Source organism: Fructilactobacillus vespulae, assembly GCF_047324295.1.
Taxonomy (GTDB): domain Bacteria; phylum Bacillota; class Bacilli; order Lactobacillales; family Lactobacillaceae; genus Fructilactobacillus; species Fructilactobacillus vespulae.
The window spans coordinates 407263-429968 of the sequence record NZ_CP137138.1 but is presented as its reverse complement, the minus strand read 5'-3'; the positions used below and the strand labels follow the sequence as shown (position 1 = coordinate 429968).

Genomic DNA, 22706 nt, shown 5'->3' with positions numbered 1-22706 from the left:
TTAGTTGAAATGTAAGCAAGGGTCTGAGATACTGCTCACCTAATTAAAAATAATTTAGTAGGAGAATTATTATGGATAATCGAGTAAGTAAAATTTTAAAAATTAAGTATCCCATTATTCAAGCTTCAATGAATTGGCTAACGGATGCTAAGTTAGTGGCAGCAGTTTCTAATGCGGGAGGATTGGGTGTTTTAGGTCCGAATGCGGGCCGTAATTCATTAGCGGAAGATTCTGCTACGGTAGTTAAAAACAAGATCAATAGAGCTCAAAAATTGACGAAAAAGCCCTTTGCGTATAATTTAACCTTAAATGGTGCCGATTCAGAGCAAAGTTACGCGCATAAATTATTAGAGATTGCCTTAGATGCAGGAGTCAAAATTTTCATTGTTAGTGGATCACCACATGCCGATCTTTACCAAAAAATTAAAGCAAACGGAGCAATTTTAATTGCTAGAAGTTTTGAACCGACTGCTCAAGAGGCCCAATTACAAGAAAAATTAGGTGCCGATATTATTATTGCGACTGGTTACGACGAAGGTGGCGTAATTCCTACGACAGGGAACGGAACGTTTACGACGATTCCTAGAATTGTAGATGCTGTTTCAATTCCAGTAGTTGCCGCCGGAGGAATTAATGATCTACGTGGAATTCGAGCAGCCCACGCCTTAGGGGCAGCAGGATTTTACTTGGGAACGCGGTTTATCGTAACAAAAGAATCTCGGGCAGCGGCTAGTTGTAAGCAGTTGATTATTGACGCGGGTGTTGGTTACATGGTGTTAGTTGCCCCCAACCAACGTTCGGTTCGTAACGCTAAGATGGATGAATTAGCTACTGAATTTCAAAATGGAAGCAAAACCACGTTTGCAAAAACTCGGGAAATGGGTGGAACTAAAACAGCCATGTTAGACGGTCGCCTAAAAGATGGAGAAATATCGGTTAGTACCGGAATTGATTTAATTCGAGATTGTCCCAGTGTTGCTGATTTAATTAACCGTTTGATGGTGGATTACAACTAAGCTATAAAATTGACATGAAAGTGGCTAAACAATAGAATTAACGGTAAATAGACTGAATTAAAAAAGGAGCTTTTATGATGGAAAAAGCAAAAATTTTAGTAATGGGAATTATTCCCGAAGCAGGTTTAACCGAGTTAGAAGATAATTTTGAAATTATTTATGCACCAGAAAAAGAACCTCGTGCGTGGGTTTTAGAACATTTAAAGGAATTTGATGGGCTTTTGGTAATGGGAACCAAAGCTGATAAAGAATTAATTGATGCCGGTCCTAATTTGAAAATTATTACGACTAACGGAGTAGGCTTTGATCACGTCGATATTGAATATGCCAAGTCAAAGGGAATTGTGGTTAGCAATTGTCCAACAGCCGTTCGTGTTCCAACGGCAGAAATGACGTTAGCGCTACTTTTGGCAACCACGAGAAGACTAGGCTTTTACGATAAGACCATTAGAGCCGGTGAATTTCTGGATGTTTCTAAACCAGAATACATGGGAATGAGTCTTCAAGGTAAAACCCTAGGAGTCTTTGGTTTCGGTCGAATTGGTTCAGAAGTCGCTAAGTTCTGCCAAGTTTTAGGAATGAATGTTATTTATAATCAAAGAAAACCATTGGATAAAAAGTTAGAAAAAGAGTTAAACGTTAAATTCGTTGATTTTGATACTTTGGTAAAAGAAGCAGATGTCATTACGGTTCATGCTCCTGCAACACCAGCAACTAACGGAGTTTTCTCCAAGAAGGTCTTTAAAGAGATGAAGAAGACCGCTTACTTAATCAATGCGGCTCGTGGAGTTTTAATTAACGAAGCTGATTTAATTACGGCCTTAAAAGACCATGAAATTGCGGGTGCCGGCTTAGATGTGTTTGAAAAAGAACCCCAAGTTTCAGATGGGTTGCGTCAACTAGACAACGTTATCATGACCCCACATGCGGGAACGGGAACGCTGGAGGCACGGACTAACATTGCTAAGGAAGCTGCGCATAACCTCGTTAGTTATCTAAGAGACGGGCAAGCAGTTAACCAAGTTAATTAGTTGAGGTGATTGAACATGAAAAAAATTGATGGGCATTTGCATCTCGTGCGTTCAATTGCTGGATTTAATGGCAAAGGACGGCTAACTCCAGTAGGTGCTGGTCAGGCTATTTGGGATGATGGAACGTTAATCAAATTAATTCCGGATGGCTGGGGCACTGATAGTTTTACGGCCGCATCAGCGCTAAAAGTAATGGATAATAATAAAATTGATAAAGCGGTTCTTCTGCAAGGAAGTTTAAATGGATACCAAAATTATTACTCCTACCAAGCAATCAAAAAGTATCCTGAGCGTTTTATTGGAGCTTTTTCAGTTGATCCATTTACTAAGTCATACATGGAAATTACCAAGCGCCACGTAGAAAAATTAGGTTTTCGGGCGCTTAAATTTGAAATTAGCGAAGGTGGTGGGATGCATGGTTACCACCAAACGACACCTTTTCGTCTAGATACTGACGCTCGCATTGCCAAAATTTTTCATTATTTAAGTGATTTTCCAGGTTTTACCGTTACGGTTGACTATGGTGATTTTTCACAGATGAGCTATCAACCAGAAGCAATCACTAATCTGGCACAACGTTATCCGCAATTAGACTTTGTGGTTTGTCATCTATCGTTTCCAGATTCCAATCATTTAAACCGGTTGGAAAACACCTTGAAGCAATGGCAACCGCTAACTAATATTTATACGGATATTTCTGCTATTCAAGATATTCAAGGCGAAACTAATTATCCTTATCCGAAATGTCAAAAAGACGTTCAGTTGGCTAAGCAAATTTTGGGAGCGAAAAGAATTATTTGGGGAACTGATTCACCTTGGTCAGCCACCTTTAATTCATACCATAATTTAGCCACTTGGCTCGAAGCAACTGACATTTTCACTTCAAATGAGTTAGAAGATGTGATGTATAACAACGCTTTGCGCGTTTATTTTAAAGCTTCAGCAGTTCAGGCTGCTAAAGCCGCACAAGATCCAGTTTATAAAGCCTAAAAAAATCCTTACGAAATTAATCGTAAGGATTTTTTGTTATTCCCAATAATGGGGTAGCAACTCTGTTAGTGAGATGGTGGTTTCCCGATTTAAATTGGTTAGAATTTTAATGTTATTTTGTGGCTTTAGCTGCATTAATAGTTCGCGACAGGCACCACAGGGTAGGAGCAAATCACCATTAGCTCTGACAATTACTAATTTAACAATATCAGTATCGTCATTAGTAATTAAAGAACCTAGTGCATTTCGTTCGGCACAAAATCCAAGGGAACACTTGGTGTCTACAGAAACGCCTAGATAGCTTTTTCCAGTGGTAGTTAAAATGGCTGCGGCCACACTTCCAGCATAAACAGAATTAGAAAGGTCACGACCATTACAAACCGATAATGCCTGTTTGTATAAATTTTTCCAACTAGTCATTTTAATTTTTTAATGAGGCTGCCAAAGAAGGTAATCGGCATCTTCGTTAGTTTTTTCGAAAGCAATATTACTAAAGTCATGCTTTAAAAGTTCAGCTTCTGGAGCAGTTAAAGTTCCGATGTTAGTAGCATTGGCGATTAGTTCTAGATGGAATTGATCACCAGTTCGCTTAACTTTAACTTTTACCATTCCACCAGGATTGTAAACGGTAATCACTTTGTCAAAATCACCTTTATAGGTGTTTAGGGCGTATGCCAAACTGGTAGAACTCATTCCAGTTCCACAAGCATTGGTGAAGCCGACTCCACGTTCAAAGGTTTTAACAAAGAGCACATCTTGATCAATGATAGTGGCGAAATTAATGTTAACTCCGTCGGTAAAGTAAGGGTTATCACCGTTTAGGTAAGTTCCTAGGTTTTTTAGTTTGTCAGAATTAAGCACTTCATCAGAAACAAAACTGATTAAGTGGGGATTAGGAACGGCAATTGCAGTGAATTTTAGTTCATCGTCTAATTGGGGGACCACTTGATCATGAATTTCATCAGTATCTAAGTTGGTGAAAGGAAAACTTGCTTTATCAAAGAGAACGGGTCCAATTTCTACCCCGAATGCAGGAACATTTTGGGCTAATTTTTTGGAACGTTCTACGTGTAAATCACTTTTTTGTGTTTCAACTTTAAAAGTATCTTTACCAAACTCATCTGCTAAGTAACGAGTAACAGTTCGAAGACCATTTCCACACATGGAGGCAATACTTCCGTCACTATTAATAACGGTCATTTTCCCCAAACAATCGGCATGCTTTGAGCTATCGACTACTAAAATCCCATCGATATCATTGAGAATTTCATTATTAGATTTTTTAAATGCAATTGTGAGCTGAGAAAGTTGCTCAATTGATGGTTTGTTTTCCATTTTTGAAATATCGAAAATGAAAAAAGTATTTTCTGAACCATGAACTTTTAGTAATTTTGTCATAAGAACGACTCCTAACTGTCGATTTGATTATTAGCAAAGAAGTGTTGGTAAAGGAGTTTAACGGCAGCGTCAGCATCTGATTGTTTAGTTCCTAACATGATAGCGATTTTAGAAGCACCTTGATTAATCATGTGGAGCTCAATCTCATTATCAGACAAAGGACGGATGATGTTTTCAACGGTGTGAGGACTTTTCTGAAGGCCTTCACCCACCACCATGATAATGGCGTAGTCATCAATCCATTCTAATTGGTCTGGATGCAAAGTGTCGTTAACTTCGTCACAAACTTCTTTAACCATTGTATCATTAAGTTGTTTACGGTCAAAGATAATTGTTAAATCATCGATCCCGGATGGCATGTGTTCGTAAGAAATATTGTATTTATATAAAATTTGTAATAATTTGAGCGTAAAACCGACCTCTTTATTCAAAAGATAACGGTGAATGTAGAGAGCGGCAAAACGTTTTGAACTGGCCACTCCAGTCACAAATTTAGTAGGGTGAAAATCACGTTCTGGCACAATCATAGTTCCCGGCAAATCGGGATGATTAGTGTTGCGCACGTTAATGGGAATTTGACCTTCAATTGCTGGCAAGATGGCTTCATCGTGGAAGACAGAAAAACCAGCGTAGGAAAGTTCCCGCATTTCTCGATAGGTCATAATTTTAATGCTTTGGGGATTTTTAACCATGTGGGGATCAACCGAGTAAATGGCATCAACGTCCGTAAAGTTTTCGTAAACGCTAGCCTTTAAACCACGAGCAACAATTGATCCGGTAATGTCTGATCCACCACGAGAGAAGGTCGCAATTTCACCCTTTTCAGTAAAACCAAAGAACCCTGGGAAAATCATTAACTTAGTTTCGTTTTGATAGTTAGCTAAATTAGCGTAGGTTTTCGGTAAAACGCTGGCATCTTGGGCAACGTCACTTACCAAAAAGCCAACTTCTTTGGGATCCATAAAAATGGCTGGCAGGTTAAGTTGGGTTAAAACGTTAGTTAGTAAGTAAGCATTCAAATATTCACCACGGGCTTTGAAGCCAGCCATTAAGTAATCATTATTTTCAAATGATTTGCTTTTTAGTCCATGGATGACGGTGGCAATCTTTTCCATTACGGAATCAGCAATTGAAAAGTAAGCGGCAATTTCTTGATAACGAGCAATAATTTCAGCTTCTACTGCAGCAGTATCCTCTTGAGCCAAGGTTTGTTCAGCATATTTAATTAATAAATCGGTTACTTTGATATCGCCTTTGAAACGAGTTCCCGGTGCGGAAACCACGATTGCGCGACGTTCTTCATCACTAGTAATAATCTTGATAATTTGTTCAAAATGAGCAGCATTGGCAAGTGAGCTACCACCAAATTTAACTACTTTCATAATTTGTTCTCCTAAATTTTTGTTGTGATGAAATTAACACTAATTTGCGGAGATAGCAAGACGAAAAGCTGATAAAAAGTGAGCCAGAAATAAAAAGGATTATAGTAATAAAATAATTAAAAAAATAAATTAATTGACACTGATTGATTATTGCGTTATATTTTAGAAAATTAAATAGAGGTCGCGAGCAACAAGATTAGATAGTGGAGTTACCATTTAATTAAGAAACTATCGAAAGGGTTGTTTGCCGAAGTGCTAAGTGAAATGGGGCTTAGTTAACTGGGACTTAGCATAATATGCTTTGGACTGTCGGAAATTTTTCCGGTGCGCTATGTATAATTCGATTCTGAAAATATAACAGAAGGGTCTTTTTGTCGGAGCTTACCGTACAAAAAGGCCCTTTTTTTATAGAATCGACCTTATTTAATTAAAAATTTGGAGGATTGAACCAATGTTAGAAAAGAATGAGATTCAAGATAATCAACTAGTGATTGGTGGCATTAAAGCGACCGACTTAGTTAAACAATATGGCACTCCCTTACAGGTTTTTGATGTAAGTAAGATTAGAAATCAAATTCGGGCTTTCAAACGCGTTTTTGAAGAAAACCAAATTGATTATGCGGTTAGTTATGCCAGCAAAGCCTTTGCTTGTATCGCTATGTATCAAATATTAGCTGAAGAAGATGCTCACGTAGACATTGTCTCTGGCGGTGAACTTTACACGGCAATTCAAGCAGGCTTCCCAATGGATCACGTTAGTTTTCATGGAAACAACAAATCACTAGCTGAACTAGAAATGGCAGTTAAACACCAAGCCGGCATGATTATCTTAGATAATTTCCACGAACTTGATTTGTTAAATCAAGTTCTAGAAGAACAAGATGCAACCGCTAACGTAATGTTACGAGTTTCTCCCGCAGTTTCTGCTCATACTCATGAATTTATTCAAACCGGACAACAAGATAGTAAGTTTGGTTTTGATATTTTAACTGGTCAAGCAGATGAGGCACTGGAAAAGGTGTTAGCAAGTAGTCGCATGCAACTTAAGGGAGTTCATTCACACATTGGCTCCCAAATCTTTGAAACAGATGGTTTTAAGATTGAAACCGAAAAATTAGTTAACTTGATTAAGCATTGGCAAGCTGATTTTGGTTTTACAACTGATATTATCAACGTTGGTGGTGGTTTTGGAATTAAGTATACGGATGCCGACCATCCAATTCGTCCAGAAGACTTCGTACAACAAATCTTAACCACGCTCCAAGCAGAAACAAAACGACAAGCAATTAAGACCCCTGCGGTTTGGATTGAACCAGGAAGATCAATTGCTGGTCCTGCCGGCTTAAGCCTTTATACCGTGGGTTCTGAAAAGACAATTCCAGAAATTAGAAAGTACATAGCAGTTGATGGTGGAATGGGAGATAACATTCGCCCCGCACTCTATGGTGCAGACTACGATGCGGTAGTTGCTAATCGAGTTGAAAGTGATGAACAAGAATTAGTTACCATTGCCGGAAAGTACTGTGAATCAGGAGATATCTTAATTAAGGATATTGAATTACCAGTTACGAAACCAGGAGACATCATTGCGGTGCTTGCGACTGGTGCATATGGTTATTCCATGGCATCTAACTATAACCGTAATCCTAGACCAGCTGTTGTGTTTGTAGAAAACGGCAAATCACAAATTGCAGTAGAACGTGAATCAGATGCTGATTTAGTTCGTCTAGATCGTAAATTTGAACTTTAAAACTAACTAACTAAATTAATTAAAATAGAGGAGAATTTAACCATGGCAGAATTAAACGCCCACGAAATCATTCAATACATTGCAAACGCAGAAAAGAAAACTAACGTAAAGGTTTATATTAACGGAGAACTTGAAAAAATTGATTTTCCTAGTGAAATCAAAACCTTCATTAATGGTAATACCGGAGTTATTTTTGGAGACTGGAAAGTAGTTGAACCAGTTTTAACTGAAAATGCGGCACTAATTACTGATTTAGAAATTGAAAACGATGGTCGTAATTCTGCAGTGCCATTATTAAACACTAAAGAAGTTGATGCGCGTATCGAACCCGGTGCCATTATTCGTGACCAAGTTAAGATTGGTAAGAACGCCGTAATTATGATGGGAGCTTTAATCAATATTGGTGCTGAAATCGGTGAAGCTTCAATGATTGATATGGGAACGGTATTAGGTGGTCGTGCCATTGTGGGAAAACACTCTCACATTGGTGCCGGCGCCGTTTTAGCTGGAGTGATTGAACCAGCTAGTGCAGATCCAGTTCGAATTGACGATAACGTTTTAATTGGTGCTAATGCCGTTGTAATTGAAGGAGTTCACGTTGGTGAAGGTGCTGTAGTTGCTGCGGGTGCCGTGGTTACTGAAGACGTTGCCCCTTACACGGTAGTTGCTGGAATGCCTGCTAAAAAGGTTAAAGATGTTAACCAACAAACTCGTGACAAGACAAAACTTGAAGATGATTTAAGAGGTTAAACCATGGCAGACATTGAACAAACTTTATTACACATTTATCGTGATTTGCACCAAATTCCAGAGTTAGCTTTGCATGAGTTTCAAACTCACGACTATTTAATGGAAGAAATTGAAAAATTTAGTGATGGCAAAGACTTTGTTGAAATTAAAGTTCCTAAGCAATTACCCACAGCAATTTTGGTGCGTTTGCAAGGAACTGATCCGCAACGCACAATCGGTTATCGAACTGATATTGATGCTCTTCCTACCCCGGAAGAAACGGGATTAGAATTTGCTTCTAAACATCCCGGGGTAATGCACGCTTGTGGTCATGATATTCACATGACGGTGGCTTTAGGAACGCTGCACTACTTTTTAAATCACCAACCTAGTGATAATCTAGTTTTCTTTTTCCAACCAGCTGAAGAAAGTGAAAATGGTGGGAAGCTAGCTTATGAAGACCAAGTATTCACGGGTCCTTATCAGCCAGATGAATTTTATGGGTTGCATGATAATCCTCAACTTCCAGCGGGAACGATTGGTTGTCGAATGGGAACCTTGTTTGCGGGAACTACCGAAGTTGACGTGGACTTTACTGGGGTTCAAGGTCACGCGGCTTACCCACAATTTGCTAACGATATGATTGTGGCTGCTAGCCAATTCATTAACCAAGTGCAAACGATTGTTTCAAGAAGCGTTGATCCAATCGAAGGTGGAGTAATCACCTTTGGTCAGTTTAATGCGGGAACCATTCGAAATGTAATTTCTGGTTCAGCCCACTTAAAGGGAACCATTCGTGGGTTAACTCAAACTATGATTGAACACATTGATGAACGTCTCCAAGCGGTGGCGGATGGAATTGCTACTAGTTATGGCTGCCAAGTCGATTTGAAATTAAATCAGGGTGGTTACTTACCAGTAGAAAATAATCCTAAATTAACGGCTGACTTTATCAATTATATGAAAAATAACGACACGGTTAATTTCCAAGAAACCGAACCAGCAATGACTGGGGAAGACTTTGGTTATTTATTATCTAAAATTCCAGGAACCATGTTTTGGTTAGGAATTGGGGATCCGGATAACCAATTGCATTCTAGTCATTTGATTCCAAATACGGATGCAATTATGCCCGGAATTAATGCAATTACTGGATTTTTAGAAAACCGGATGACTGAAAAGGAGTAATAAGATGTTTAAACAAGCAGATATTATTACGGCGCTTGTAACGCCCCTTAACTGTGGGAATCAAATTGATTTTCCTATTTTAAAATTATTAACTAATCGTTTGATTGAAGAAGGGGGAACGGGTTTTTTAATCGGTGGAACTACCGGAGAAACTCCAACGCTTTCTGAAGCAGAAAAGTTAGAGCTTTATGCAAAGTTTGTTAAAATCGTAGATGGAAGGGTTCCAATTATTGCCGGAACTGGTAGTAACAGTACTGCCGGCACCATTGATTTCACCAAAAAGGTTAGTGAAATTGATGGGATTAATGCAGCTCTAGTTGTAGTACCTTACTATAACAAACCTAACCAACGAGGTATGAAAGCGCACTTTAAGGCCGTTGCCGATGCAAGTAAACTTCCAATTATCATTTACAACATTCCGGGTAGAACCGGAGTTACCATGGATGTTGACACCGTAATTGAATTAAGTAAATACCCCAATATTATTGGAGTTAAGCAATGTGGTTCAATGGAAGACTTTGAAAAAATTGTGGAAAATACCGCGGATGATTTCTTAGTTTATACCGGTGAAGATCCCCAAGCCCTATTTGCTAAGTCAGTGGGTGCTCGTGGTGTGATTTCCGTGGCTTCTCATTTATACATGAAGGACCTTCGGGAAATGTACGATGTCATGGATTCAGACATTTATGAGGCAGGTAAGATTCAACGCTACTTAACGCCGAAGATGCAAGCACTATTCATGTATCCATCACCATCACCCGTTAAATTTATGTTGAATCGCAATGGTCTAAACGTCGGTCTTTGTCGTTTGCCAATTTTAGATTTAAATGAAGCAGAACAAAATAAGCTATTGATTGCACTTGGAGAAAAGGAGCCCACTAATGATTAAAGTTTTAGTTTCTGGATTCCATGGATCGATGGGAACCAAAGCCGTTCAAATGATTGAAAAAGATTCTGAGTTAGCCCTAGTTGGAGTATATAGTCCTAATGCTAGTGCTGATGACAAAGCTAAGTATAATTTGCCAGCTGATTGCCAAGTTTTTGGTAACTTAGCAGACATTCAAACTGATGCAACTGTGTGGGTGGATTTTTCCATTCCCGCTGGTGCTTTTGCTAACGTTAAGTTTGCCTTAGAACACCACATTGTTCCAATTATTGGAACTAGTGGAATCGGAGAAGACCAACTTCACGAATTAAGTGAAATTGCTAAGCAAAACCAAACTAATGGACTAGTCGTACCTAACTTTGGTTTGTCAGCAGTATTATTAATGCAATTTGCCAAGCAAGCAGCTCAGTATTTTCCAGATGCAGAAGTAATTGAAATGCACCATGGTGATAAAAAAGATTCACCTTCAGGAACAGCGGTTAATACTGCTAAGTTAATTAATGAGGGTCGTAAAGCTAATCCACAAATGTATCCAGATGCTTCGGAAACTTATCCAGGCGCACGGGGAGCAGATATTGATAATGTTGCTGTTCATGCAGTTCGTTTACCTGGTTATGTTGCTCATGAGCAGGTATTATTTGGGGGACAAGGTGAAGCGTTAACCATTCGCCAAGATTCTTTTGATCGTGAATCATTTATGCATGGACTAAACATTGCCATTAAAAATATTGCCAAACTTAATGGTTTTGAGATTGGATTAGAAAACGTTTTATAAAGGAAGGTATTTAGTAATGAGAGAGTATAATGTTGCAATTTTAGGTGCTACTGGTGCCGTGGGAACTCGTTTAATCGAACAATTAGAAAAGTCATCAATCCCAGTTAAGGCGGTTAAGTTATTGGCTTCCAAGCGTTCTGCTGGAAAAGTTCTACAATTTAACGGTCAAGATGTGGTGGTTGAAGAAGCAACCCCAGAATCATTTGATGATGTTGACATTGTGTTAGCTTCAGCTGGAGGAGCTGCTTCTAAAAAATTCTTACCAGAAGCAGTAAAACGTGGTGCCGTTGCAGTTGATAATACTAGTGCTTTCCGGATGGACCCAGAAGTTCCTTTGGTCGTTCCTGAAGTAAACGAAAAAGCGATTTACGATCACAAGGGAATTATTGCTAACCCTAACTGTTCAACAATTCAAATGGTTGTGGCTTTAAAACCCATTGAAGATGTGGCTGGTTTGAAACAAGTAATTGTTTCAACTTATCAAGCTGGTTCTGGTGCTGGTCAAACTGCCATTGCCGAATTAGATCACCAAGCCCAACAACACCTAAATGGGGAAAAAATGACCGCCGATATTTTCCCAGTTAAGAGTGCTAAGAAACACTATCCATTAGCTTACAACCTACTCCCTCAAATTGATGTTTTTGAAGAAGATGGTTCTACTCACGAAGAATGGAAGATGGTTCACGAAACTAAGAAGATTATGGAAGGCGATATGAACTCAGACGCCGTTAAAGTTAACGCTACCTGTGTTCGAGTTCCCGTAGTGATTGGTCACGGGGAATCAGTTTTCTTTGAAGTTGAAGATTCAAGTAAGTTAACTCCTGCTAAAGTGAAGGAATTAATGCAAAACGGTGCTGGAATCACACTTCAAGATGATCCAGATAATCAAATTTATCCACAACCAATTAATGCTGAAGGTTCAACTCAAACTTTTGTGGGAAGAATTAGAGAAGACCAAGAAAACCCCGGCAGTTATAACATGTGGGTAGTTTCAGATAACTTATTGAAGGGTGCCGCTGCTAATACTGTGCAAATCGCAGAAAAACTAGTGGAACATGACTTGGTTCGAGTACCCGCTGAATACTATGGCAAATAAAAAACGAAGAATTTTGATCGATATTTAGCTAGATAATTAGTTTTTAAGAACAAAAAAGCAAATTTACGGTTGACATCTGTTTATTTACGAAGTACACTTATAAAAAATAAAAGGGAGTTTCAAACATGATAAATCTAAGTTTAACTAACATAATTTATTATTTTGCGGATTTTGGTAATTAACCGAAAGACGTGAAGCTTTTTGCGGTCAATCGGTTCAGAGTTCCGGTAGGCCCTTAAAAGTAATGTTTGAAACCAAGCGATTAATTTTTACTTTTAAAGCAAATCGGAATTGACCGATTTGCTTTTTTATTTTAAAAATTTATGAGCTAGTGGAGGAAGATATGGAATTTATACAGCGGATTTTCAAAAAAGAAAAACTAGATGCTTATCTGGATAATGATAAGACCTTGAAGAGAACCTTAACGGTTAAAGACCTGTTAGGGTTAGGGATTGGTGCGGTAATTGGAACAGGGATTTTTATTTTGCCTGGAACGGTTGCAGCAACCACAGCGGGACCTGCAATCGTGATTAGTTTCTTCTTAGCAGCAATTGTTTGTGCCTTAGTTGCGATGGCTTATGGAGAAGTATCCTCAACTTTACCAGTCGCTGGATCCGCTTATTCATATGGAAATGTTATTTTCGGTGAAGTAGTTGGTTGGATTGTCGGTTGGGCTTTGATTTTGGAATACTTTTTAGCCGTTGCCGCGGTTTCAACTGGTTGGTCAGCATACTTTAATAGTTTAATTGCCCCAGTGATTAAACTACCAACGGCAATTACGGGACCTTTTGATCCTGCTCATGGAACTTACATTAACGTGGTCGCAATTTTAATTATTTTAGTAATTTCCTTTACCTTGAGAAAGGGAATGAATACTTCCCAAAAAACGGAAAATCTCTTAGTTATCTTAAAATTAGCTATCATTGTTTTCTTCATTGTAATTGGGTTCTTCTTCATTAAGAGTGCTAACTACCATCCATTTATTCCAGAAAGAGTTAACGGAGCCTTTGGTTTCAGAGGGATTTTAACCGGAGCTGCAATGGTTTTCTTTGCCTTTTTAGGATTTGATGTTTTATCTGGTTCAGCTGCGGAAGTTAAGAATCCACGCAAAACCTTACCAATGGGAATTATTTTAACTTTAATTATTGCTGCTGTTTTATATGCTTTAGTAGCCTTTGTTTTAACTGGAATGGTTAACTATCAAGCATTAAACGTTGCCGATCCAGTAGCCTTTGCTCTACAAAAAGTAGGACAAAACTCCATTGCCGTGGTTATTTCAATTGGTGCTTTGATTGGAATGTACACAATGATGTACGCAATGTTGTATGCTTCTTCCAGATTAATCTATGCCATTGGTCGTGATCACTTAATTCCTGGTGATTTAGGTAAAATTAACAAGCATGGTGTACCTGGAAAAGCCTTATTAGTAGCAACCGTCGTTATTTCTATCTTCGGAGGTTTGATTCCACTAGATAAATTAACCGACTTGGTTAGTGTGGGAACTCTGTTAGCCTTTACGGTTGTTTCATTGGGAATTCTTCCATTACGGAAACGTAAAGATATTGATCATGATGGTTTTAAAATGCCGGGTTATCCAGTATTACCCATCATTTCAGCCTTATTCTCAGTAGGATTGATGACCCAACTTCATCAAGAAACTTTGATATTTGCTGCAATCTGGTTTGGTCTAGGATTATTGATTTACGTCTTTTATGGAGTTCGTCACTCTAAGTTAAATCGACAAAAATAAAAATAATAGCGAATCCGAAATGGGATTCGCTATTATTTTTTTACCCAAAAAGATGTAGTAAGATGGGGATAAATTGGAGGAAGGAGTATTTAAAATGAAAAAGACAATGCGAGCAATTGGTTTTAAAAAGGCATTACCAATTCAATCTGAAAGCAGTTTATTTGAATTCAAGACGCAGATTCCGGCAATCCAATCTAGAGATCTTTTGGTTAAGATCGAGGCGATTTCGGTGAATCCCGTGGATAAATTTACGAGAAAAGCCCAGGTAGAAGAACTAGCAGAACCCAAGGTGATTGGCTATGATGCTGTGGGAACAGTCGTGAAAACTGGAGATGACTGTAGTCTATTTAAACCGGGAGATCACGTTTTTTATGCCGGCGCCTATGATCGTCCCGGCTGTGATAGCGAATATCAAGCGGTAGATGAACGAATTGTAGGTCACGCACCTACTAAATTAACTTTAGCTGAAAGTGCAGCCATGCCCTTAACTAGTTTAACGGCGTGGGAATCACTTTTTGAACAAATGGCGATTGACTATCAAGATCACAAAGCAAACGCTAAAAAGTCAATTTTAATTATTAATGGTGGAGGGGGAGTTGGATCCATTGCTACCCAATTAGCTCATCTGGCTAATTTGCAAGTGGTAACCACTGCTGGTAACGAAAAGACTAAGGAATGGTCCAAACAACAAGGTGCAGACTTCGTACTGGATTATCACAAAGACTTAGTTGAACAAGCTCATGAAATTGGATTTAATGATTTTGACTACATCTTAGAATTAACTAATTTAGACCAATATTGGCCAATTATTACTAAGTTGATTGCACCACTAGGAAACGTGGTTTCAACGACTGGTTCTGGAAAAGAGCTTGATTTTAGTCCCTTAAAATCCAAGATGATTCGTTTTGGTTGGGAGTGGATGTATTTCAAATCATGGTTCCAACGTGATATGGAATCGCAACACCAAATTTTAGAACAGGTTCGCCAATGGTTAGATGAGGGTAAGTTAACTACGACCCTTACTAAAACCATTACGCCAATCAACGCGGCAAATCTGAGAAAAGCAACTGAATTAATTGAAACCAATCATACACTAGGGAAAATTGTGCTAACAGATTGGTAAGCAAAAAAGACTTAAGCATTTAGTGAAAATCACGATGCTTAAGTCTTTTGTTTTTATTTATTTAGTTTTTCTTTGCGATTGCTATTAATTTTTACTAGATATAGTGAACCAATCCAGATTAAAGAACCAATTAGGGCAATCAATGAACTAGTCTTGAATAATAAGACAATAGCAACAAAGGCTAGGAAGACTAAGACAAAGTAGCTAGAAAATGGATAAAGTGGCATTTTGAAAACTAACTTGTCTTCTTCACCGGCAGCATCAACTTGTTTTCTGTATTTCATTTGGGCCAAGATAATTAGCATCCACATGAATAAGAAAAGTGTAGTTGAGATACTTGCGATAAAGACGAAGACTCCCTTAGGAATGAAGATATTTAGCATTACTGCTGCAGCAACGATTAAGAGTGAGAAGGTAATGGCATTTTGTGGAATTTTACGTTTAGATAAAACTCCTAATTTGCTAGTAAATTTACCGGTACTCTTGGTAGTCATTGAATACATCATTCGACCAGTAGTGTAAATTGATGAATTACATGCGGAAGTAGCGGCAGTTAAAACCACAAAGTTAATAATTCCAGCGGCTCCGGTAACTCCAATGTTCTTGAACACTTCCACGAATGGACTGGCATCTGGGGAAATGGTATTCCAAGGGATTACACACATAATTGCGGCTAAGGCTCCAATGTAGAACAATATAATTCTCATTGGAACAGCATCAATGGCTTTTGGAATAACATGAACGGGATCTTTGGTTTCTCCAGCAGTCATTCCAACCATTTCAACTCCGGTAAGGGAGAACACTACCATTTGGAAGGATAGTGCAAATCCTTGCCAACCGTTACCAAAGAACTTGTGGTTAGAAAGGTTAGCAACCGAAGCGTGTCCGGTTGGGGTTTTGTAATTGATAATTACTAGAAAAGCACCAATAACGATGATGGCCACAATAGCCACAATCTTAATCATGGCAAACCAAAATTCGGTTTCACCATAGGCAGCCACGTTAATGATATTAATCATATAGATGACTGCCAAAATAATTAGACCAGTTAACCACGAGGGTACGTTTGGAAACCAGAAATTGATGTAGATTCCGGCGGCCGTGACCTCCGCAATCGCTCCGATAATCCAACACATCCAATAGGTCCAACCGGCTACATAACCAGTCGTGGTACCTAGGAATTTAGCAATCGGAGTAATGAACGAGTTTGCTTCTAGGTCTGAAAGTAATAGGGTTCCTAAAGCTCTCATGATGAAGAAACAAACAATCCCTGTGATGGTGTAGGCTAGTAAAATTGATGGTCCGGTTAGTGAAATTGATTCACCAGAACCTAAAAATAAACCAGTTCCAATCGTTCCACCAAGGGCGATTAGTTGCACGTGGCGGTTTTTCAGACCACGCATCATCTTATCATTATTATTTGGTTGAGACATTTGTTGCTCCTTTTTGATTCGTAAATTTTTGTTTTCACCCTGTAATTATATACTTCATTGCCTATTATAACCATATTTCATGTTAAATAACATCACATGAGATTCATTTTTTACAACTTAATTTTTCGCGTTAAAAATATAAATTATACCAAACAAAAAAAGATCGACGATAGTCGACCCTTTTTAAAAAGTTTCTATTGTTCTTCGTACCATGGGTAGTGGAAGTTTCCAGGACGGTCAGTACGTTCGTAAGTGTGAGCACCGAAGTAATCACGTTGAGCTTGTAACAAGTTAGCAGGAAGAACTTCTGCACGGTATGAATCAAAGTATGAAATGGCACCAGCAAGTGATGGAACTGGAATACCAACTTCAGTAGCAAATGATACAACACGACGAGCAGCATCTTGGTACTTGTTAGCAATGTCTCCAAAGAATGGATCCATTAATAAGTTGTTAAGATCAGGTGTCTTTTCAAAGGCTTTAGTAATTTCGTCTAAGAATTGAGCACGGATGATACAACCTTCACGCCAGATTTGAGCTAATTCACCGTAGTTAAGGTCCCAGTCATGGCTATCTGAAGCTAGACGCATTTGTTCGAAACCTTGAGCGTAACTCATAATCTTACCGAAGTATAATGCTTGACGCATGTCTTCAACGATATCGCTACCAGCAAATTCTGGTTTAGCAGCTGAAGGACCGTGAAGTACTTTAGAAGCAGCAACACGTTCGTCTTTAAGCATTGAAACGTAACGAGCGTAAACAGATTCAGTAATAACTGATTGAGGAGCACCTTCGTCTAAGGCATCTTCTGATGACCATTTACCAGTACCTTTGTTAGCACCACGGTCAAGAATCATGTCAACGATAGGCTTAGTCTTGTCTTCACCTAAGTCATCTTTTCTAGTTAAGATGTCAGCAGTGATTTCGATAAGGTAACTGTTAAGTTCACCCTTGTTCCAGTCAGCGAAGATTTCAGCAAGTTGGTCAACTGAGTAACCAGCAGCGTTTCTTAAAATGTTAAATACTTCGTCGATTAGTTCTTCATCACCGTATTCGATACCGTTATGAACCATTTTTACGTAGTGACCAGCACCGTTAGGGCCGATGTAAGTAACACATGGTTTACCATCTTCAGCTTTAGCAGCAATCTTGTCTAAGATTGGAGCAACACGGTCGTAAGCTTCTTTTTGACCACCAGGCATAAGTGAAGGACCTTGTAAGGCACCAAGTTCACCACCAGAAACTCCCATACCAATGAAGTTAATTCCTGATTTTGCTAATTCTTCGTTACGGGCAATAGTATCGTGGAAGTTAGTGTTACCACCATCGATAAGAGTGTCACCCTTTGAAAGAAGTGGAAGAGTTTCGTTGATAACAGCATCAGTTGCCTTACCAGCTTTAACCATCATTAAGATAGTACGTGGTGCTTCAATTGATTCAACGAATTCTTTAATGTCGTAACTTGGAACCAAGTTCTTGTCACTGTGGTCCTTCATTACTTGTTCAGTCTTTGCAGATGAACGGTTGTAAACAGCAACCGTAAAACCGCGACTTTCAATGTTAAGGGCAAGGTTTTTACCCATAACGGCCATACCAATTACACCGATATTTGCTTTTTTGTCAGCCATAATATGCCTTCCTTTACATAAATGATTTTTATCTTTAATACAATATTAGTTTATCATTGTATTTTAAAATTGTGAAATAGATTTGCTTAAATTTTGAAAACGCTTTATTTACTTGTTGGGAAAGTACCAAGCGTTTCCGTCACGTGCTAATAAATCGTCAGCAGCTTGGGGTCCCATTGAACCTGATTTGTAGTTAGGGAAATCGCCCTTGGTGTTGTCCCAAAGTTTTTGAACTGGGTCAATAAATTTCCAAGCAGCAGCAACTTCTGGCCAACTAGCAAAGTAAGTTCCATCACCCTTAAGAATGTCATGGAAAAGACGTTCATATGGAAGGGGAACTTCTGCAGCACGGTCATCTGATTGAAGGTAATTAAGATCCACTGTTTCAGTGTGGAAGCCTTGATCAGAGTTTTTAGTGTTGATGTCTAAGCTAATGCCAATCTTTGGATCAATCAAAAGAGTAAGAACGTTTGATTGGAGTTCAGCGGGTTGGTTAGTACCTTTAGCAAAGATATCAACAAGTGGTTTTTTAAACTCAATATCAATTCGACCGGTTTTATCAGCTAACTTTTTACCAGAACGAATGTAGAAAGGAGTTTTGCCCCAACGAGGGTTATCAAAAATAATCTTACCAGCTGCGTAAGTGTTGTTATTTGAGTCTTCAGGGACACCATTTTCTTGGCGGTATTCAGGAGTGTTATCTCCAGCACCATATTGTCCACGAACAAAGTTATCTTTAACCCCTTGTTCGTCGTAAATTTTCATACTTTCAAGAACTTTAACTTTTTCACGACGAATATCTGTATCGATGAATGAGTTAGGTTGTTCCATTGCTAGATAACTAACAATTTGAAGGGTATGATTTTGAATCATATCACGAAGGGCACCAGCAGTATCATAGTAACCGGCACGATCTTCAACTCCTAGACTTTCAGCAAGGGTGATTTGCACATCTTTGATGTAGTTTTGGTTCCAGATGGCATCAATCATAGGGTTACCAAAACGAAGTACGGGAATTGCTTGGGTAGTTTCTTTACCTAAGTAGTGATCAATTCTGTAAATTTGGTTTTCATTAAATGCACTAGTTAAATCATCGTTAAGTTCTTTGGCAGATGCGAAATCACGACCAAATGGCTTTTCGATTACTAAACGGTTGAAACCACCATTTTCTGAAAGGACGTTTTGATCTTTCAAGTTTTTAGCAACGATTCCAAAGAATCTTGGAGCCATTGAAACGTAGAAAATACGGTTACCGTTAGTTTCATATTTTTTGTCTAATTCATCAGCGATTTTACCTAATTCTTGATAGTGATCAAGGTTAGTTACATCGTGTGATTTCCAGTAGAAGTGGCTCGCAAATTCTTCGGCTTGAGCCTGATTTTCAGTTTCTGCTGCAATTGAGTCAATAATTTTCGCTCTGAATTCTTCATCAGTTAATTCTTTACGTGAGAGACCTACTAAAGCGAAGTGGGTACTCAAACTACCTTTTTTGTAAAGGTTAAAGATAGCTGGGTATAACTTACGTAATGCAAGGTCACCGGTACCACCAAAGAGCATGTAAAGTGCTCGAGTCGGGGTTGTATTTGGCATATCATTCACTCCTTTAATAAATTTGTATACAGTTTAAGTATAACATAGTTATTAATATAAAAAACGTGAAGCGTACTGATGTAGCTTAAATGTAAACGCTATCTTAAACGATTAATTTGCGTCATAAATAAGTAACACACGAGTGAAAAAGTTTACAATGGAAGAAAACCGAAAAAGGAGTTTATTTATGAAAATTGGAATACTTGGGGCAGGACATATGGGTAGTGCGATGATTCGTGGATTAGCAAACCAATATCCTGCAACTAATTTGTTGGTAAAAGGAAATCGAATTAAACAAGAATTATTAGATTTACAACAAGCAATTGGATTTCAACTGTTAGATAAAAACGATTTTAAGGATGTTGACCTACTAATAGTGGCAACTCCAGCACCAATAACTTTAAAAATTCTACCAACGGTTCAAGTAGGAGAAAAAACGGTTATTGTTTCCGCAGTTCAAGGAGTTTCAGAAGCAGAATTAAAACAAGTTTTTCCAAATAATTCAGTAATTTGTATGATTCCCAATATTCCCGTAGAAGTTAATGCTGGCTGTATCGCAGTTGCTAGTGGCACTGAAACTACGGAAGCAGATTTTAAAATGGCGCTTAAGGTCTTACAAACCATGGGAGAAACAATCGTAGTTAAACCCGAAAACTTGAATATTGTTGGAACCGTAGCGGGTTGTGGTCCAGCTTTTGTTGATGTTTTTTTAAGTGCTTTGAGTGATGCGGCAGTCCAAAATGGATTGGATCGTAAAACTTCTTATGAAATTGCGGCAGCGATGGTGGCTGGAAGTGCGCAGATGGCCCTACAAACTGGTGAAAATCCAGCTGAACTTAAAGATCAAGTAACCTCTCCGGGTGGATCCACCATTAAAGGGGTGGTAGCTTTGGACCAAAATGGTTTTAGAAACGCTATCAATCAGGCGGTTAATCGAGCTAACGGAACGGATTAATTTTTTTATAATTTTTAGTTCATTTTGGTTGCGTTTAAAGGTAGATTTCTCTAAGATTAACGGGGTTAATTTTAAACGAAAAAGAGGAGTAGTATGGCACATACATCATTAGTAATTATTCTGTTAGCAGCTTTAATTACTCCATTGGTATTAGCAAAATTCAAAATTTCTATTTTACCGACAGCGGTAGTAGAAATTTTAGTTGGAATCATTCTGGGTCCCAGTCTATTTAATATCGTTCAGGTAGACTCAGTTCTTTCCGGTTTATCAAGTACCGGAGTAATTGTTTTACTATTTTTAAGTGGGGTCGAAATTGATTTTGACCTCTTTAAACCAAAACGAAAGCAACTATCAGAATTAGAACAAAAATCACAAAAAAACTTACCTAAATATTCAACGGTTAAACTTTCACTATATGGTTATGCAACGATTATGGTCATGTCATTAGCGTTGGGATACTTCTGTAAATTTACGGGACTCTTTAGCGATCAATGGTTGGCTGCCATTCTCTTTATGACCGTTTCTTTAGGAATCGTGATTGCCACCTTAAAGGAAAAGGGAATCTTAAGCAGCCCATTGGGCCAAACGATTTTGTTAATTTCAGCACTGGGAGAAGTAGTTCCCATTATTGCGTTAACGATTTACATCTCAATTTTTGGAACTGATTCGAAGTCGTTATGGTTAACGTTAATCTTGTTTGCGGTTGCTGCATTAGTATTTTTCCGTTTCCGGAAATTCTTCTATCATTTAGACAGCTTCAATAAATCAACTACGCAGGTGGATGTCCGCTTGGCCTTCTTCATTATTGCTTTACTAGCTACAGTGGCTGTAGGAGTGGGCTCGGAAGCCGTTTTAGGTGCCTTTGTAGGTGGAATGGTTTATAAACTATTGCAACCCACTCCTAGTACCAAAGAAAAGTTAGACTCAATTGGATATGGATTTTTCATTCCCATCTTCTTCATGATGAGTGGGGTCGGTTTGAATGTTAAAGAGTTAATTGCTGATCCGAAAACCCTAATTTTAATCCCTATTTTCCTTTTGAGTTACTGGTTGGCAAAAGCATTGCTTTATCCCGTTTTCCGGCTTCGTTTTGATAAGAAAAATGCATTAGCCGGCACGGGATTAATTTCTACTACCATTACCATGGTGTTAGCCATTTTAAAGGTGGCAAACGACATGCATCTGTTGTCTTCACAACAATCTGGGGCGTTTTTATTAGCAGCAATTATCACCTGTGTGGTAGGACCACTGGTATTTAATCAGAAATTTGTTTCTAACGAATCCGTGGTTACCCCAATTACCTTGCATATTTTTGGCGCTAATTTGAGTACCATTACGGTTTCACAGCAATTAGATAATGATTGGTACGACGTACGGCTCTATACGGATGATAAAAACAACTATGAAACTTTGGATAATAAGGCTCGGGTTCATTTGTTAAAATCAATTGATCCAACTGAAATTAAAGATTGCGGTGCTTTCGATGCCGATATTGCCGTCTTTTCTTTTATGGATTCGGAAAAAAATTATCAACTAGCAAAAACGGCAAAACAATATGGGGTTAAACGAGTGATTGCTAGATTTGAAGATCGCAACATTTTAAATCCTAAGGAACAAGAATTGATTGATTTAGGGGTAGAAGTTTATAATACTTTTGCTGTTAACGTGGCAATGCTTCGGGAATTAATTGAAGTTCCTTCAACTTTTAAAATGATTGAATCTAATAGTATGGAACTCCATGAGGTAACTTTGAAGAACCATCAATATGTAGGAATGAAGATTCAAGAATTACCATTTAATGATCAAGTTACCATTACCAGAATCTTTAGAGCTGGTAACATTGTTCATCCCGTGGGCACCACAGTTTTACAACTCGATGATCGAATTATCTTTTCCGCTCCGAAAGGAATTGGGACGAAGGTTCGTCATCAAGTTAACCACTTAAATTAGAAAAAAGATTAGCAGCTGTTTGCAATTTAGTTATTT

The 22706-nt window shown here is 38.4% G+C and carries 19 protein-coding genes and 1 riboswitch; of the genes, 13 read left to right on the top strand and 6 right to left on the bottom strand.

The features are described 5' to 3' along the window. Positions 1 to 71 precede the first annotated feature (71 nt). The 3 genes from R4B61_RS02055 (at position 72) to R4B61_RS02045 (ending at position 3037) form a co-directional block, all read left to right on the top strand. A complete protein-coding gene (locus R4B61_RS02055; protein ID WP_413627990.1) occupies positions 72 to 1016 on the top strand; it encodes an NAD(P)H-dependent flavin oxidoreductase in 945 nt (314 codons plus the stop codon). Between the two features lie 77 nt (positions 1017 to 1093). Next, on the top strand, positions 1094 to 2047 hold the full coding sequence (locus tag R4B61_RS02050) for an NAD(P)-dependent oxidoreductase (RefSeq protein ID WP_413628278.1): 954 nt from the start codon (positions 1094 to 1096) through the stop codon (positions 2045 to 2047). Between the two features lie 15 nt (positions 2048 to 2062). Then, a complete protein-coding gene (locus R4B61_RS02045) occupies positions 2063 to 3037 on the top strand; it encodes an amidohydrolase family protein (protein ID WP_413627989.1) in 975 nt (324 codons plus the stop codon). A gap of 36 nt (positions 3038 to 3073) precedes the next feature. Here the strand turns inward: R4B61_RS02045 and R4B61_RS02040 are convergent, their stop codons facing one another. Genes R4B61_RS02040 through R4B61_RS02030 form a run of 3 tightly spaced genes read right to left on the bottom strand, consistent with a single transcriptional unit; the run spans position 3074 to position 5817 of the window. Beyond that, the gene (locus tag R4B61_RS02040; RefSeq protein ID WP_413627988.1) at positions 3074 to 3457 is read right to left on the bottom strand and encodes a cytidine deaminase family protein; all 384 of its coding nucleotides are present in this window, start codon (positions 3455 to 3457) and stop codon (positions 3074 to 3076) included. A gap of 9 nt (positions 3458 to 3466) precedes the next feature. Further along, positions 3467 to 4435, bottom strand: coding sequence for a diaminopimelate epimerase (dapF, locus tag R4B61_RS02035; protein WP_413627987.1), 969 nt, complete (start codon positions 4433 to 4435; stop codon positions 3467 to 3469). 11 nt (positions 4436 to 4446) lie between these two features. Beyond that, complete coding sequence (locus R4B61_RS02030) at positions 4447 to 5817, bottom strand: aspartate kinase (RefSeq protein WP_413627986.1); 1371 nt, start codon at positions 5815 to 5817, stop codon at positions 4447 to 4449. A 167-nt stretch (positions 5818 to 5984) separates the two neighbouring features. Next, a riboswitch (Lysine riboswitch) is annotated at positions 5985 to 6157 on the top strand. 111 nt (positions 6158 to 6268) lie between these two features. Here R4B61_RS02030 and lysA point away from each other — a divergent pair. The 8 genes from lysA to R4B61_RS01990 all read left to right on the top strand — a co-directional run bounded on the left by lysA (position 6269) and on the right by R4B61_RS01990 (position 15114). Then, a complete protein-coding gene (gene lysA, locus R4B61_RS02025) occupies positions 6269 to 7567 on the top strand; it encodes a diaminopimelate decarboxylase (RefSeq protein WP_413627985.1) in 1299 nt (432 codons plus the stop codon). A 42-nt stretch (positions 7568 to 7609) separates the two neighbouring features. Further along, positions 7610 to 8317: a 2,3,4,5-tetrahydropyridine-2,6-dicarboxylate N-acetyltransferase gene (dapD, locus tag R4B61_RS02020; protein WP_413627984.1), complete on the top strand. Its 708-nt coding sequence runs from the start codon at positions 7610 to 7612 to the stop codon at positions 8315 to 8317. 3 nt (positions 8318 to 8320) lie between these two features. Beyond that, on the top strand, positions 8321 to 9484 hold the full coding sequence (locus tag R4B61_RS02015) for an N-acetyldiaminopimelate deacetylase (protein ID WP_413627983.1): 1164 nt from the start codon (positions 8321 to 8323) through the stop codon (positions 9482 to 9484). A gap of 4 nt (positions 9485 to 9488) precedes the next feature. Next, positions 9489 to 10373, top strand: a complete 885-nt coding sequence (dapA, locus tag R4B61_RS02010) for a 4-hydroxy-tetrahydrodipicolinate synthase (protein WP_413627982.1) — start codon at positions 9489 to 9491, stop codon at positions 10371 to 10373. Then, positions 10366 to 11145 (top strand): 4-hydroxy-tetrahydrodipicolinate reductase, encoded by a 780-nt coding sequence (gene dapB, locus R4B61_RS02005; RefSeq protein ID WP_413627981.1) that lies wholly within the window; start codon positions 10366 to 10368, stop codon positions 11143 to 11145. The genes dapA and dapB overlap by 8 nt, the downstream gene beginning before the upstream one ends. Positions 11146 to 11161: 16 nt before the next feature. Continuing rightward, the gene (locus R4B61_RS02000; RefSeq protein WP_413627980.1) at positions 11162 to 12241 is read left to right on the top strand and encodes an aspartate-semialdehyde dehydrogenase; all 1080 of its coding nucleotides are present in this window, start codon (positions 11162 to 11164) and stop codon (positions 12239 to 12241) included. Between the two features lie 343 nt (positions 12242 to 12584). Next, positions 12585 to 13991, top strand: a complete 1407-nt coding sequence (locus tag R4B61_RS01995) for an APC family permease (RefSeq protein WP_413627979.1) — start codon at positions 12585 to 12587, stop codon at positions 13989 to 13991. 94 nt (positions 13992 to 14085) lie between these two features. Beyond that, positions 14086 to 15114, top strand: a complete 1029-nt coding sequence (locus tag R4B61_RS01990) for a zinc-binding alcohol dehydrogenase family protein (protein ID WP_413627978.1) — start codon at positions 14086 to 14088, stop codon at positions 15112 to 15114. A 53-nt stretch (positions 15115 to 15167) separates the two neighbouring features. On the opposite strand, the gene R4B61_RS01985 is transcribed toward R4B61_RS01990, so the two are convergent. The 3 genes from R4B61_RS01985 to zwf form a co-directional block, all read right to left on the bottom strand. Further along, entirely contained in the window at positions 15168 to 16547 is a 1380-nt protein-coding gene (locus tag R4B61_RS01985) for an amino acid permease (RefSeq protein WP_413627977.1), read from the bottom strand. A 194-nt stretch (positions 16548 to 16741) separates the two neighbouring features. After that, positions 16742 to 18175: an NADP-dependent phosphogluconate dehydrogenase gene (gene gndA, locus R4B61_RS01980; protein WP_413627976.1), complete on the bottom strand. Its 1434-nt coding sequence runs from the start codon at positions 18173 to 18175 to the stop codon at positions 16742 to 16744. Between the two features lie 108 nt (positions 18176 to 18283). Continuing rightward, positions 18284 to 19765: a glucose-6-phosphate dehydrogenase gene (zwf, locus tag R4B61_RS01975; RefSeq protein ID WP_413627975.1), complete on the bottom strand. Its 1482-nt coding sequence runs from the start codon at positions 19763 to 19765 to the stop codon at positions 18284 to 18286. A gap of 187 nt (positions 19766 to 19952) precedes the next feature. Here zwf and R4B61_RS01970 point away from each other — a divergent pair, with 187 nt between their 5' ends. Further along, positions 19953 to 20720, top strand: a complete 768-nt coding sequence (locus R4B61_RS01970; protein WP_413627974.1) for a pyrroline-5-carboxylate reductase family protein — start codon at positions 19953 to 19955, stop codon at positions 20718 to 20720. A gap of 93 nt (positions 20721 to 20813) precedes the next feature. Beyond that, positions 20814 to 22670, top strand: a complete 1857-nt coding sequence (locus tag R4B61_RS01965; protein WP_413627973.1) for a monovalent cation:proton antiporter family protein — start codon at positions 20814 to 20816, stop codon at positions 22668 to 22670. Positions 22671 to 22706: the final 36 nt, after the last annotated feature.

Excerpts from the sequence above, each read along its gene's own strand:
- R4B61_RS02055 (WP_413627990.1), top strand. The coding sequence starts at position 72 with ATGGATAATCGAGTAAGTAAAATTTTAAAAATTAAGTATCCCATTATT.
- R4B61_RS02050 (WP_413628278.1), top strand. The coding sequence starts at position 1,094 with ATGGAAAAAGCAAAAATTTTAGTAATGGGAATTATTCCCGAAGCAGGT.
- R4B61_RS02045 (WP_413627989.1), top strand. The coding sequence starts at position 2,063 with ATGAAAAAAATTGATGGGCATTTGCATCTCGTGCGTTCAATTGCTGGA.
- R4B61_RS02040 (WP_413627988.1), bottom strand. The coding sequence starts at position 3,457 with ATGACTAGTTGGAAAAATTTATACAAACAGGCATTATCGGTTTGTAAT.
- dapF (WP_413627987.1), bottom strand. The coding sequence starts at position 4,435 with ATGACAAAATTACTAAAAGTTCATGGTTCAGAAAATACTTTTTTCATT.
- R4B61_RS02030 (WP_413627986.1), bottom strand. The coding sequence starts at position 5,817 with ATGAAAGTAGTTAAATTTGGTGGTAGCTCACTTGCCAATGCTGCTCAT.
- lysA (WP_413627985.1), top strand. The coding sequence starts at position 6,269 with ATGTTAGAAAAGAATGAGATTCAAGATAATCAACTAGTGATTGGTGGC.
- dapD (WP_413627984.1), top strand. The coding sequence starts at position 7,610 with ATGGCAGAATTAAACGCCCACGAAATCATTCAATACATTGCAAACGCA.
- R4B61_RS02015 (WP_413627983.1), top strand. The coding sequence starts at position 8,321 with ATGGCAGACATTGAACAAACTTTATTACACATTTATCGTGATTTGCAC.
- dapA (WP_413627982.1), top strand. The coding sequence starts at position 9,489 with ATGTTTAAACAAGCAGATATTATTACGGCGCTTGTAACGCCCCTTAAC.
- dapB (WP_413627981.1), top strand. The coding sequence starts at position 10,366 with ATGATTAAAGTTTTAGTTTCTGGATTCCATGGATCGATGGGAACCAAA.
- R4B61_RS02000 (WP_413627980.1), top strand. The coding sequence starts at position 11,162 with ATGAGAGAGTATAATGTTGCAATTTTAGGTGCTACTGGTGCCGTGGGA.
- R4B61_RS01995 (WP_413627979.1), top strand. The coding sequence starts at position 12,585 with ATGGAATTTATACAGCGGATTTTCAAAAAAGAAAAACTAGATGCTTAT.
- R4B61_RS01990 (WP_413627978.1), top strand. The coding sequence starts at position 14,086 with ATGAAAAAGACAATGCGAGCAATTGGTTTTAAAAAGGCATTACCAATT.
- R4B61_RS01985 (WP_413627977.1), bottom strand. The coding sequence starts at position 16,547 with ATGTCTCAACCAAATAATAATGATAAGATGATGCGTGGTCTGAAAAAC.
- gndA (WP_413627976.1), bottom strand. The coding sequence starts at position 18,175 with ATGGCTGACAAAAAAGCAAATATCGGTGTAATTGGTATGGCCGTTATG.
- zwf (WP_413627975.1), bottom strand. The coding sequence starts at position 19,765 with ATGCCAAATACAACCCCGACTCGAGCACTTTACATGCTCTTTGGTGGT.
- R4B61_RS01970 (WP_413627974.1), top strand. The coding sequence starts at position 19,953 with ATGAAAATTGGAATACTTGGGGCAGGACATATGGGTAGTGCGATGATT.
- R4B61_RS01965 (WP_413627973.1), top strand. The coding sequence starts at position 20,814 with ATGGCACATACATCATTAGTAATTATTCTGTTAGCAGCTTTAATTACT.